Genomic DNA, 12,275 nt, shown 5'->3' with positions numbered 1-12,275 from the left:
GTTAATTTTTTCCGTCCAGGTGTGGTTGAAAACGCGTGCTTTCGTTCAACTTGCAGCATTTGGTATTGTGGGATCTTTGGGTGATTTCGCCGCTCGTTGTACCAAGGCTCAGTTCGCTTAACGTACTATCCTGCCCCCTACCGGAGCAGACCCCAAAAGCTGCTTTTCGTCGGAATAGAGCAGTTTGCGCGTCGCGAACCCTTCCAGCTCGGGGAAAAAGCAAATCTCGGACATGCGCAGACCCAGCACCCGGCGCAACCGCGGCAGAACCCCCGCGCCCTCCTCTTCCCGATAGACAAGCATGCGGCACTCGCCGTCGTCCTTCAGGCACACGGCCAGATGCATATGCGCCGGCCAGTCGTCGAACATCCGGCGCAGCTCTCCGATGGTCATCAGAAAGACAAAGGCCTTGTGATCCTGGTCCGGTCGTGTGGTCACCGCATCCCCCCGGAGCGATTGGTCGCAGATACAAGCATATCTCCCACGCACCTCTATTCTTGTCAATTGTTGAGTGCCAGTTATTTGTTCTTGTACTATTCTCATTATTCATGCACAAAATACCCACAGGACGCGGCGGCGCGGCGGACGCATAGGCGCGGCACCGCGGTCCGTATCAAGGAGACGTGGTAGCTTCTCATGAATATCATTCTCGGGTTCATCGTTGTCATCGGCATGGTTTTCGGCGGTTACATGCTGTCGGGCGGCACCATGGACGTTATCCTTTACGCCCTGCCCTATGAGGGGATGATGATCGGCGGCGCGGCGCTGGGTTCGTTCCTGGCGGCCAATTCCTTCCGCGACGCGCTTGGAACCGGGAAATCGACCTTCAAGGCGCTCAAGGGTCCGAAATGGAAACAGCAGGATTACATCGACCTTCTGAACCTGATGTTCACCCTGACCAAGATGTATCGCACCAAAGGGATCCTGTCGCTGGACGAGCATATCGAGAACCCACAGGAAAGCAGCATCTTCTCGCAATACCCCCGCTTGCAGAAAGATCATTTCGCACTTGATCTGATCACCGACAGCTTTCGCATGCTGGCGCTGCAATTCGACGATCCTTTCCAGATGGAAGAGGTCATCAACAAAAAGCTCAAGAAACACCACCACGAGGCGCTCAAGGCGCCCCGCGCGCTGACCACCGTGGCCGACGCCCTGCCCGCCATCGGGATCGTCGCGGCGGTCTTGGGGGTGATCAAGACCATGGGCTCGATCGACAAACCGCCCTCCGTCCTGGGCGAGATGATCGGCGGCGCGCTTGTGGGAACCTTCCTTGGGGTGTTTCTGGCGTATCTCTTTGTCGCGCCAGTCTCGGGCCGTCTCGCCGCCATCGAAGAGCAGGACGGCGCCTTCTACAACGTCATCCGGGATGTCTTTATCGCGATCCTCCAGGACCACTCGCCCGCGATCTGCATCGAGATCGGGCGCGGCAACATTCCCAGCGAATTGCAGCCGAATTTCTACGAGATGGAAGAGGCCCGCCAGACCCTGCCCGAAGCGGCCTGACCGGTGTCGAGCGCAAAGCGGCTCAAGGCCTTTCAGGTCATCCTGCGCGCCCGCCAGCACGAGATCGACGCGCTCTCGGCCGAGCTGGCTGCGATCCGCGCCCGCCAGGCCGAGATCACCGGCCACATCGAAACGCTGGACCGGCGCCGCGATGAAGAAGGCCACGCCCAGACGTTGGAGGCCGCCCCCTTCGTCGCGGGATTTCTCAAGGCAATCGCGGTCGAACAGGTCGGGCTGGGCGAACAACTCTCGGCCCTGGACGAGATCGGCTCAAAGCTCGAGCAAGAGGTGCGCGAGCGGTTTATCGACATGCGCTCATGGCAGACCTCCTGCGACCGGCTCGAAGCCGCCCAGAACTATGACGACCGCCGAAAGGAAAGCGCGCAAATGGATGAGGTCGCGCGCGCGACATTCACCCATCATCGGGGCACGTCCTAAAGCGTTTCAAGTCAAACTCGAAACGCTATAGGGCGTCTGGATCCGTCCCTTTCGCGGCCTGGCATCCGGCCGGTTCAACGCAAAAGGCGATACGCGATGCCTCCGGTCAATGTCGCCACGCTAGAGGATCAGCGCGCCCGTCCACCGCGCGACGCACCGCCGCGACGGTTGAATTTCGACACCACACCCATCGACGGACCCTTGGCCGCTTTCTGCCCGGCAAAGACTGTCATCGGCACCTCGTCCAACAGACGGCTTTCGCGGGTGGGCAGGATCAACGCGGTGCAGGCCTCCCCCGTTTCCCACAGCGCCAGCACCAGATCGAACCCATCGTCGCGGGCCAGCGCTGCGGCCTGCTGTGCATCGGCGACGCGCGTCACCTCCATACGTTCGCCTTTGATCAACGTGCCATCCTGCGCGCCCATCACCATAATCTTGACCGGCTCGCCTTGGCCAATCAGGTCCGGCAACTCTCTGAGCCAGTGCGACACCACAAGCGACCCGCGCCGGTCTCCGTCTTCGGTCGGCGCGCCATCATCGGATCGCAGCGCCGCTTCCAGAATATGGACCGGTGCGCCTTCGATCACGTCCTGCGCCATCAGATCCGAGATCAGGCCCCGGCACTGCGCATCCACAAGATCCAGCGCGATGGTGTGGCCCAGCAATCCCGAACCGCTTAGGATCTTGGCCAGCGTCACGCGCCCCGGTTCCAGCTCGGTTGTCCAACCCGTGGCTTGCAAACGCTCCTCCAGCGCCTGCACCAGGGCCGATTGCGGCAGAGGGATCTCTGCGTCCGTATCGGCAAAGACCTCGGAAAAGCGCGCCACGATCAGGCTGTCCGATTTTTCCACCGCCGAGGCATGCTCCCCATCGAACCGCGGCAGATCCACATAGAATTCGGTTCCCACATTCTCCTCGCTGTGGAACGAGATCGCTCCGTTATGCGAGGCCACAATCGGGCGCACGATGGCCAGGCCCAGCCCGGTGCCTCCCTTGGCCCGCGTATCGGAGCTGTCGCTTTGCACGAATCGGCCGAAAATCTTGGATTGCGAGCCTTCGGGAATGCCCGTGCCATAGTCGCGCACCGACATCCGGATCCAGTCCTTGTGACGATAGAGGTTGATATGTACCTCCCCGCCCTCATGCGAGAATTTGGCGGCATTCGACAGCAGGTTGTCCATCACCTGCATCAGCCGGTTCCAGTCCCCCATGGTGACGTAAGGCGCCTCCGCCATATCGATCCGGGGCACCAGCGTCACATTAAACCGCTGAGCGTAGAACCGGTTTGCCTCCGTCGCCTGTTCGATCAGCTCGACCAGATCGAGCGGCTCCAGATGATACTCCATCTTCTCGGCCTCGATCTTTTCCAGATCCAGGATATCGTTGATCAGGGTCATCAGCCGATCAGTGTTCCGCCCGGCCATGTCGATCAGCTCCTGCATCTTGCCGGGAACCTCGCCCATCACGCCGGAGCTGACCATTTGCAACGCCCCCCGCATCGAGGTCAGCGGCGTGCGCAGCTCATGGCTCACGGTCGATATGAATTCGTTCTTGGCCCGCTCCGCCGCCTTGCGCTCGGTCACGTCGCGATACATCACCACCAGGCTGGGCTCGTCCATGTCGGGGATGACGTATTCCAGACTGATCTCGTAATCGACGCCCTTGCCGCTCTCGACCTCCCAGGTCACCCGGCGCATCGGTCCGTCGACCACCGCCTCTGCCCGCATCCGCAGCGACGCCACATCCTCCGCAGTGATGAAATCGGTGATCGGCCGGTCCTTCCAGTCGCCGCCCACCCGTTCGCTCACCAAAGCCTGGTGCGCCGCTTTGTTGCAATACAGGATATCCAGTCCCCGGGGCCGCAACACGATCACCGGATCCTCGATCAGTTCCAGCGTGTCGTTGAACGTCTCCTCCACCACATCCTGCTGGGTCGAGGTCATATCAGTGGCCACCAGCGCAATCTCGCTCAGCTGGTCCTCGATCCCGGTCACCGGAATGACCGTACATTGCGCCCAGGAATAACTACCGGCCTGCTTGCGCAGACGCAGATGCCCGTTCCACGGCGTCTTGAGATCCATCGACTGCGCGATTTCACCGCTCAGCACCGCCTGATCGCGCTCGGACAGGAAGGTCGACAGCTCCTGTCCCAAAAGCCGCCGCCGGTCCTGCCCGGCCAGTTCGCAAAACCGGTCATTCACATGCGAGATCTTGCCATCCCGTGTCAGCATGCAGAACACCGTGTGGTTCTCGATCGCGTTGCGATAGAACACTTTCGACCGGGATTCCGATTTGAGCACGGCCCGCCGCGCCTCGGCCAGCGCCATGTTGCGGCGCGCCTGATAGGTCAGAAAAGCCAGCGAGCCGAGGATCGCCAGCACCACGCCATAGATCGGCCAGCGATACAGCCGGTGAATGCGCACCACCGCCTGCCAGATGTAATTCTCATAAGGCGGCGCCCGCAGCGATACCAAAAGCGCATGCACCGACTGGTAATTCTCCGGCGCCTGCCAGGCCAGCTGTCCCGCAGCCGTCGCGGCGGCGGTGTCGATCTCCAGCTCCAGCAATGTGTTGATCACCAGCGACAGCGCCGCATCCGGCACATTGGGCAGGGCCGACAACACCCGCTCGGGATAGAGCGGGGTCGATACCCAATAGGGGAACCCCTCATGGCGTTGCAGCGAAACCGGCTGGAACGCATCCATCGAAATTGCACCCGCCGCCGCCAGCTCCTCCAGTGCCCCGGCCCGGATCACGCCCGCATCGACCAATCCCGATTGCACCGCATAGACCACTTCACGCTCGTTCCCGCCGGAAAACATCACCTCGCCCAGATGGTCCATCGGCTCCAACCGGAACCTGCGGAACTCCTGTGCGGCCAGCCACCAGCCGCTGAAATCGGTACTGGCCACCGCCATCACGTTGCGCCCGGCCAGATCCTCCAATCCTCCGATCGCGGCATCGGCGCGTGCGAAGACAAGTGCCCCCGTCTGATCCACCGAACGCCCATCCAGAATGCGCGCCGTCGACAGGATCGCACGCGCGTCGTGATTGACCTCTGCCACGACAAAGGCCGCCGGATCGGTCAGCAGCAGATCCGCCCGCCCTGCCTCAATGGCGTCGATCAGACTGCCACCGGTCTCTGGCAAGACAATGAACCGATATGGCAGCCCTTGTGCGGCACTTGCCTGGTTCAGCACATCTTCGGTCGCGCGCCAGGTCTCGATGGCGCGCGTGGCCCCCGCCGTCGCCTGCACCGCGATGCGGTAGGTTTCGACCGGGCCCTCCGTTTGCGCCCGCGCGGGCCAGATCCCCGGAATAGCGATGGACAAAAGCGCGCCGAGGATGCTGTTTCTCAGCCCACGGCGCAGCCGCGGCCCCTGGCCGCCAAAAGGTCTGCCAATCCACATCCGCCCTCAGCCCCTGCCCAAAAAGGCTGATCCCAGAGACCGCGCGCCTGGTTCTGCATCGCGACCGGCGGTACGATACGCACCGGCCCGGCCTTCTGTGGTGGGGCGCCATCCCGCACGAAATAGCACGGTATGCCCGACCGTTTCCCTTGTCATGTACTCGACCTGTCGTTTTCGCCTGGCTCGGACCGGTTTGCGCCGCTTCTGCGATCTTGGGACCGGTCCATTTTTTATAACACGTCTTCTACGTGCTTCGTAAAGAATTCCGAAAGGTCTTAATAATTCGTTAAAGCTTTCGGCGCCGCTTTTGCAACGTTCTGTCAATTGATGCGAGAATACCGCAATCGACCGTCTTTGCAAAGCCGGCGGCCCACAGGTTTGCCCGCTAGTCTGCGGGTTCGTCCTCAAAGAGACCGGGATTCATATCCGACCAAAACGCAAAGATCGCCTGTGCGTTCAGGGCCGACATCCAGCCAAATCTCTCGAAATCCACCCGTGCGGCGGCATCCTCGATCCGGGCCAGAAACATCCGCTTGTCGGCATCGCGCTGCGTCGGGCTGCGCGCGGCGACCGCCTGCTGGACCCGGCGCAGCTTGATCGCGCGGGCGCTGGTGGGCTCCGCCTGCCCCGCCGGAGCATCGCCAAACCCCTGATCAAGCGCCGCGCTCAGATAGCCGACCACGCTCTTGACCCCCGACCGCTTGCCGACATAGTCCAGCTTGGCCGCAACCTGATCCTCGCCATGGGTGCTCAGCCATTGCCGGGCAAGCCGGTCGCTCGCTCCCAATTCCCGCAGCCGGGCATAGATCGGTCCATGGCGCAGCCCGGTTCCGTCGTCCAGATCAAGGATCGACAGTTGCGGATTGTCCTCGATCAGAAACCGGATATCGCTGACCGTGCGCCCCTTGCGCCGCGTCTCGGCGGTGACCCGGATATTCGACGTCTTGTTGACCTCTGCCACCGCCGGTTTGATGACTTTCGCATTCAGATGCTTGAAGGTCTCGTAATAGCTCGACCCTTCCACACCCATCAGGCGCCGGAACAGCTCCAGCGACCACCAGCCAGTGCTGCCTGTGCGCACGAACCGATAGCAGTTCTCATAAAGCGCCAGCGCATGCCCGCTGGTGAACCGGCGCTGGATATTGAGGTTGATCAGGGCAAAAACCTTGGGGTCGTTCAGCTTGTCCGCCAGCGCCGGGGAATAGGCGTATTCACAGATGCCGCCCTTGAGCTTGGCATAGCTTAGAAGGCTGGACACCCCCCATTCCTGCTGCCCTTTCTCGTCCAGCATGTCCCATTCGGCAACAGTCTCTGCAAGGCCCTTCAGAGACTGTTTCAGTGTGGCCATATCGTTTGAGTTGTACCCGATCATCAGGCACAGCGTGCGCGCGTCGATCTGATGGCGCGGCTGGCTGATCAACGTGTCGTATGCGTTCAGCAACAGCACATTGCTCAGCTTGCGCTGCAACAAGGTCAGCTTGCCCGACACATGGATCGCCGCCACATGCTTTTTTACCGCCGCACGCCTCAGCGACCCGCTTAACTGCTCTCGCGGAATATCGTCCATCTGACCCCGCTTATGATTGTTTCCGGTGAGTATGCGCAAAAAGGCACCTGACCGCAACGAAAAGCGTGGTGCCTTTTCCAAAGGTCACCCTCTCCCGCAGATGGGTACCTTATCGTTGAGGAGCCCATGGATCCGTTCTGAAAGGGACCCTTTTCCGGGATGAACCCATGCCACAGAGCGTCTGTGAGTCGCAAAATGTGGCTCTAATCCGCAAAACCGGACTCTGGTGCCCTATCCCCTGCGAATCGGCACCTTCCCTCCCGGAATCGGGGACCCTTCATCCCGGATACGGGTGCCTTAACCCCTGTATTCGGGTTCCTAAAGCACCGTAACCCTTTTGGATATAACACTATTTGCAACCCAAAGATTCTAAAGTCCTAAAAGACTCTTCAACTTTCGGGCGGTCGCTTTTCAATGAATTAGGCTTAGAAAGCGCAGATTTGAGGAATTTCGATTCACCCTGGCCTGTCCATGTGCGATAGTTTGGGAGAGATCACTCTCAGAGCAGTACATCGCAAAGGATGTGAGATGACCGCAGGCAAGGATCCCCTTCCCCCGTATTTCAACATCGACCCGGCCCAGGCGGCGGCCCGGTTGCCCGACCCTATCGACACCGCCCGATTCGCAAAAGCGGCGGCATTCGCGGCCAAGGGGCGGGAGGATCTGGCCAAGCGCGGATATGCGCCCGATGGACAGAAACGCCTGCGCCGGTTCTCCACCTGGGAGATCTGCAAATACCTGATCCCCGTGGCGCCCGCCCATTTCCGCCGTGTCCTCAAAAAGAACGCGGAGCTGCCCCAAGGTGTGGGCGAAGGCAATACCAAGTGGTTCAGCCTTCAGGATGTGCTGACCCTGCGCCACCATTTCGCGGCCGAGGGGGCGGCAGGGCGGGAGTACCTGCCCTGGCGGCCCAAGGGGTTGCCGGCCAAGGTCATCGCGGTCTCGAATTTCAAGGGTGGCACCTCCAAAACCACGACCGCCGCGCATTTGGCCATGTCCGCGGCCCTCGACGGGTACCGCGTGTTGACCATCGACCTTGACAGCCAGGGCTCGCTGACCTCGATCATGGGCGGCGTGGTGGAGGATGAATGGCAGACGGCATTCCCCCTTCTGGCCAAGGATTATGCCCGCGCGCTCGAGGCTGAAAACAAGGTGCGCGCCGCCGCCGGGGACCCTCCCCTGCCCTTGGACGAAACCCTGACCGAGGCGCTGAAGGTTTCGCCGCGAAACCTCATCCAGTCGACTCATTGGCCCAATATCGATCTTCTGGGCGCGCAGTTGAACCTTTACTGGGCCGAGTTTCAGGTTCCCGTCTGGCGCATGGGTCTGCGCAGTTGGTCGCTTTGGGATGCGCTTTCCAACGCGTTGGAAAGCGAGGGTATCCTCGATGAGTACGATCTGATCTTCCTCGATACGCCCCCTGCTCTTGGATACCTCACGATCAACGCGCTGGCCGCCGCCGATATCCTTTTGGTTCCGCTTGGCGCGAGCTTTCTGGAGTTCGATTCGACGGGGCGGTTCTTTGACATGCTCTATTCGACCTTCGCCAGTATCGAAGAGGGGGAGAACGCCGCCCGCCGCCGCGCGGGCCTGCCGGATATCAAGTTTGAATGGGACGCCGTGCGCGCGGTGATCACCCGCTTTGATGCCGCGCAACAGACCGATCTGGCCAATGTCGTGCAGGCCTATTTCGGGGATTTCATGACCACGTTCCGTCAGGACATGACCGCCATGGTCGGCCAGGCTGGGGAACAGGTGAACGGCATCTATGAGGCCGATTACCGTGAGTTCAATCGCGACACCTATGTCCGCGGGCGCGAGACCTTCGATCACACCTGGGCCGAGGTTAAGGAATTGATCCTCGGCACCTGGTGGCGGGATCTGCATATGGCGGATGAGGCGCAAGCAGAGGAGGATCAACCAAATGGCTAAACGCAGACGGGTCGCCGCCCCCAGCGCGGAAGAGTTGCAGAAGATCGAGGAGGAGTTTCGCCACGAAACCTCCCCTGGCGCGCGCGGCGTATTGGGGCCGGACAGCGCGACCGCGCCCATTGCCCAGGTGGCCGCCGAGAGCGCCGCGCGTGCAGAGCTTGCCAGTCCGGAGGCGCGCATCCAGGAGGCGGAGCTGCGATCCGAGGTCAGGCGCCTGGAAAAGGCCGAGGCCGAGGGGCGCCTGATGGCGGATCTGCCCGTCGCAGAGATCGAGGCCGACGGCATGGTCCGCGACCGCACGGTGCTGGAGGAGGGCGAGCTGACGGAGCTTCAGCTCTCGATCGCGGCCAACGGGCTGCGCTTGCCGATCGAGGTCTATGAGCTGCCCGAGCCGCGCGAGGACGGCCTCCGCTATGCGTTGATCTCCGGGTATCGCCGGGTGCTGGCGGTGCGTCGGCTGCGCGAGCTGACCGGGCAGGACGCTTATGACCGCATCCGTGCCATCGTCCGGCCCGGATCTGAGGCCGATGCGGCCTTCATCGCGATGGTCGAAGAAAATGAGGTGCGCGCCGATCTGAGCCATTTTGAGCGGGGTCGCGTGGCCGTGATCGCGGCGCAGCAGGGCGCCTTTGCCAATGTCGAGGACGCGGTCAACCGGCTCTTTGCAACTGGATCCAAGGCCAAACGCTCCAAGGTGCGCTCGTTTGCCGTGATCTTTGAAGAGCTGGGCGATATGCTCGAATATCCCGAAGCGCTGACCGAAAAGCGTGGCTTGCGCCTGGCGCAGATCCTGCGGCAGGGCGGGGAGCGGCAACTGCGCGAGGCGCTGGCCCGTGGCGTTCCCGCCAATGCCGAGGACGAATGGTCCATGCTGGACAACGCCATTGCCGCGATGGAGGAGCAGGGCACGCCGACGCGCAATCCAAGCCGTGGCGGGCGGCCGCGTCGCGGCAAACCGATCTCCAATTGGGTGGATGCGGAATCGCTGGTGACCTCCGCCGGGATCACCATCCGCAAACAGCGCGACGAGGCCGGGTTTCTTCTGCGGTTCGAGGGGCGCGGGTTGGACGACGAACTGATGACCAGCCTGATGCAGGAGATCCGCGCGCTGCTGGAAAAGACCTAGGCGGTTTCGCCGCGAAACCGGGGCAGGGGTATCTGGGGCGGCACACGCTTGCTTGACATTCAGTCAATTGACGCACATATAGACGTCATCTGACGCTTTCATCGGAGATGCCGACATGGCCCTTTTGGATTTCTATGCGACCCCGGATCGACTGCCCTCGTCCGAGGCTCAGCGATTGGGGCGAATCCTGGGGCTGACCGCCAAGGAACCGATCAACGATATCGATCTGGCCGAACGTATCTCGGTCGGGCTGCGCCCGTCGTCGGTCGACACGCTCAGCAGCATTCTGGGACGCGGCGACGTGGTGGGCTGTTTCATCCCCGAGGCCAGCCTGCGCCGCGCCCGTAAGGAGCGCAAGGCCCTCTCGAAAGAGCTGAGCGAACGGCTCTATGAGGTGGGTCGCGTCGTGGATGCCGTGAGCCGGAATTTCCATGGCGACAAGGAGGCGATCGACCGGTTTCTGAAGCGGCCACATCGGTTGCTGGCCGGAAAATCGCCGCTTGAGATGGCACAATCCAGCTCGGCCGGGGCCGAGGCTGTGATCAACCTCCTGCGACGGGCCGAAGCCAGCTTTGCTGTATGACCGCCCATCGGACGCTGGCCCGCGATCACCAGGCCTTTCGCATCGGTGATCCGGCGGGGGAACATCCGATCTGGGACGATGGTGGCGCGCGGCAGGCCGAAGGGCGCTGGCATGAGGTGGGCAGCGGCGTGATCTATGCGTCCGAGCACTACTCGACCGCGATGCTGGAAAAGCTGGTCCATTTCAATGGAGAGGTGCCGCCGAACCAGCATTTCATCGACATCACCATCCCTGCGGGCACCAGCTATGAGGTTGTCAATCCCGACGCGCTTTCCGGGTGGGCGTCCTTTGGCGGGGACGTCGCCCGTGATTTCGGTAAAGCTTGGTATACCGAGCGGCGCAGCGCCATTCTGTTCGTGCCGTCCGTGGTCGCGCGGATGGAGCGTAATATCGTCTTCAATACCTCACATCCCGATTTCAAGGGTGTGACCGTGTCCCTGGAGACCCCGGTCTGGTGGGACAGGCGCCTGTTCGATTAGGGCCTGCCGTCCGGGCTGGGGCAGGCGGAGAAATGCGCCCCGTCAGCCTCTCTCTCGTCGCGCTCGTACTCAGCCGTCATATCTGCAGACGTTGAGGTCGACGTCTCATGCTCTGTGTCGGACTGCTGGAATTCTTGAGACTGCGGGCCATTTGTTTTCAAGGGTTTGCCGGTTCTTCGTTTTTGAGATTGGGTCGGAATTCATGAGACTGTACATGGATGTGAGTCACTATTCGTGAGACTACACAGCGTCCGTGCATCGATCAAGTCATGTCCGATAATTCTGTCGCCGACAAGGATTGGGAAGAGGCCGAGTTCCGCGCAAAAGTGCTTGCGGAGCTGCCGGAACAGCTCACCGAAGGCGACGTTGCCTGGGCGATGCGGCAGCTGGATGTCAGCCGGGCGACGGTGTATCGTTTGGCGAAGCAGTTTCGCGAAGATGCGCGGACCAGTGCACTTCTGCCAAATTCCTCTGGCCCCAAGCCGGGGATGCAGCCACTGGACCCGGCAGTGGAAGCGGTCGTATCTCGCCTGTTTAGAGACTTTTACGCCACCCGTCGCAAACCGACCAAAACGCGGTTCTGGAGGGAGGTCGCTGCCGATTGCCACGCACGGGGTCTGGCACCGCCCTCGATCCGGCGTTTGGGGCGTTGGCTGGACCTGAAAGACCAGGCAAAACTTACCGCCCGGCGGGAGGGCAGGGACAAGGCCGAGCGCCGGCACCTGGCCACGCCCGGTGCGCTCACCGCGAACCGTCCGCTGGATATCGTCCAGATTGACCATACCAAAGCTGATGTGACGGTGGTCGATCCGGTCACGCGACACCCGCTTGGTCGGCCGACGCTGACCGTGGCGATCGACGTGAACACCCGCATGGTTCTGGGGTTCCACCTGTCGCTGGAGCCGCCCTCGCTTCTGTCGGTCGCGCTCTGTCTGACCCATGCGGTGATGGAGAAATCACATTGGCTGGCGGCGCGTGGGATCAATACAGACTGGTCCGCGCATGGCATCCCCAGGGCAATTTACGTGGACAACGGCGCGGAGTTTCACGCCCGGGCCTTCGGGCTTGCCTGTTCCGAATACCAGATCGATTTGCAGCACCGCCCGCCCGGCACACCGCGCTATGGCGGGCATATCGAGGGCCGGTCCGCACGAAGATGGGGGGGGGCCCGCTGCCGCGTCGCGGTCCGTAGTCCGCCACACCCTTGAAAAAAACAAATACCGACTAGACATAA

10 protein-coding genes are annotated in these 12,275 nt (G+C 61.7%); 7 read left to right on the top strand and 3 right to left on the bottom strand.

Annotated elements, in window-relative coordinates; genetic code table 11:
- Positions 1-117: 117 nt before the first annotated feature.
- Entirely contained in the window at positions 118-438 is a 321-nt protein-coding gene (locus tag HEP69_RS08920; RefSeq protein WP_290558180.1) for a hypothetical protein, read from the bottom strand.
- A 198-nt stretch (positions 439-636) separates the two neighbouring features.
- Here HEP69_RS08920 and motA point away from each other — a divergent pair, with 198 nt between their 5' ends.
- Together motA and HEP69_RS08910 are read left to right on the top strand one after the other, a co-directional pair.
- Positions 637-1,506 carry a flagellar motor stator protein MotA gene (motA, locus tag HEP69_RS08915; RefSeq protein WP_290558179.1) on the top strand — a complete coding sequence of 290 codons (870 nt, stop codon included), beginning with the start codon at positions 637-639 and terminating at the stop codon, positions 1,504-1,506.
- Between the two features lie 3 nt (positions 1,507-1,509).
- On the top strand, positions 1,510-1,944 hold the full coding sequence (locus tag HEP69_RS08910; RefSeq protein ID WP_290558178.1) for a hypothetical protein: 435 nt from the start codon (positions 1,510-1,512) through the stop codon (positions 1,942-1,944).
- Between the two features lie 128 nt (positions 1,945-2,072).
- Here HEP69_RS08910 and HEP69_RS08905 read toward each other — a convergent pair whose 3' ends face one another.
- Positions 2,073-5,354 carry an ATP-binding protein gene (locus HEP69_RS08905; RefSeq protein ID WP_290558177.1) on the bottom strand — a complete coding sequence of 1,094 codons (3,282 nt, stop codon included), beginning with the start codon at positions 5,352-5,354 and terminating at the stop codon, positions 2,073-2,075.
- Positions 5,355-5,739: 385 nt separating this feature from the next.
- Positions 5,740-6,921, bottom strand: coding sequence for a replication initiation protein (locus HEP69_RS08900; RefSeq protein WP_290558176.1), 1,182 nt, complete (start codon positions 6,919-6,921; stop codon positions 5,740-5,742).
- A gap of 528 nt (positions 6,922-7,449) precedes the next feature.
- Between HEP69_RS08900 and HEP69_RS08895 the strand changes: the two genes are divergently transcribed.
- The 5 genes from HEP69_RS08895 (at position 7,450) to HEP69_RS08875 (ending at position 12,249) form a co-directional block, all read left to right on the top strand.
- Positions 7,450-8,853 carry an AAA family ATPase gene (locus tag HEP69_RS08895; protein ID WP_290558175.1) on the top strand — a complete coding sequence of 468 codons (1,404 nt, stop codon included), beginning with the start codon at positions 7,450-7,452 and terminating at the stop codon, positions 8,851-8,853.
- Positions 8,846-9,979 carry a ParB N-terminal domain-containing protein gene (locus HEP69_RS08890; RefSeq protein ID WP_290558174.1) on the top strand — a complete coding sequence of 378 codons (1,134 nt, stop codon included), beginning with the start codon at positions 8,846-8,848 and terminating at the stop codon, positions 9,977-9,979. The genes HEP69_RS08895 and HEP69_RS08890 overlap by 8 nt, the downstream gene beginning before the upstream one ends.
- 115 nt (positions 9,980-10,094) lie before the next feature.
- Positions 10,095-10,562 carry an antitoxin Xre/MbcA/ParS toxin-binding domain-containing protein gene (locus tag HEP69_RS08885; protein WP_290558173.1) on the top strand — a complete coding sequence of 156 codons (468 nt, stop codon included), beginning with the start codon at positions 10,095-10,097 and terminating at the stop codon, positions 10,560-10,562.
- Positions 10,559-11,041, top strand: coding sequence for an RES domain-containing protein (locus HEP69_RS08880; protein ID WP_290558172.1), 483 nt, complete (start codon positions 10,559-10,561; stop codon positions 11,039-11,041). Before HEP69_RS08885 ends, HEP69_RS08880 begins: the two co-directional genes overlap by 4 nt.
- 269 nt (positions 11,042-11,310) lie before the next feature.
- Positions 11,311-12,249: a DDE-type integrase/transposase/recombinase gene (locus HEP69_RS08875; protein ID WP_290558171.1), complete on the top strand. Its 939-nt coding sequence runs from the start codon at positions 11,311-11,313 to the stop codon at positions 12,247-12,249.
- Positions 12,250-12,275: the final 26 nt, after the last annotated feature.

The sequence above is a fragment of the Aestuariivita sp. genome, assembly GCF_021404545.1.
Lineage (GTDB): Bacteria > Pseudomonadota > Alphaproteobacteria > Rhodobacterales > Rhodobacteraceae > Aestuariivita.
The sequence above is the reverse complement of the archived record's forward strand: the minus strand, read 5'-3'. Positions and strand labels throughout refer to the sequence as shown.

What these genes read in the sequence shown, in the direction of transcription:
- motA (WP_290558179.1), top strand. Translation starts at nt 637, where the DNA reads ATGAATATCATTCTCGGGTTCATCGTTGTCATCGGCATGGTTTTCGGC.
- HEP69_RS08880 (WP_290558172.1), top strand. Translation starts at nt 10,559, where the DNA reads ATGACCGCCCATCGGACGCTGGCCCGCGATCACCAGGCCTTTCGCATC.
- HEP69_RS08885 (WP_290558173.1), top strand. Translation starts at nt 10,095, where the DNA reads ATGGCCCTTTTGGATTTCTATGCGACCCCGGATCGACTGCCCTCGTCC.
- HEP69_RS08895 (WP_290558175.1), top strand. Translation starts at nt 7,450, where the DNA reads ATGACCGCAGGCAAGGATCCCCTTCCCCCGTATTTCAACATCGACCCG.
- HEP69_RS08875 (WP_290558171.1), top strand. Translation starts at nt 11,311, where the DNA reads ATGTCCGATAATTCTGTCGCCGACAAGGATTGGGAAGAGGCCGAGTTC.
- HEP69_RS08890 (WP_290558174.1), top strand. Translation starts at nt 8,846, where the DNA reads ATGGCTAAACGCAGACGGGTCGCCGCCCCCAGCGCGGAAGAGTTGCAG.
- HEP69_RS08900 (WP_290558176.1), bottom strand. Translation starts at nt 6,921, where the DNA reads ATGGACGATATTCCGCGAGAGCAGTTAAGCGGGTCGCTGAGGCGTGCG.
- HEP69_RS08905 (WP_290558177.1), bottom strand. Translation starts at nt 5,354, where the DNA reads ATGTGGATTGGCAGACCTTTTGGCGGCCAGGGGCCGCGGCTGCGCCGT.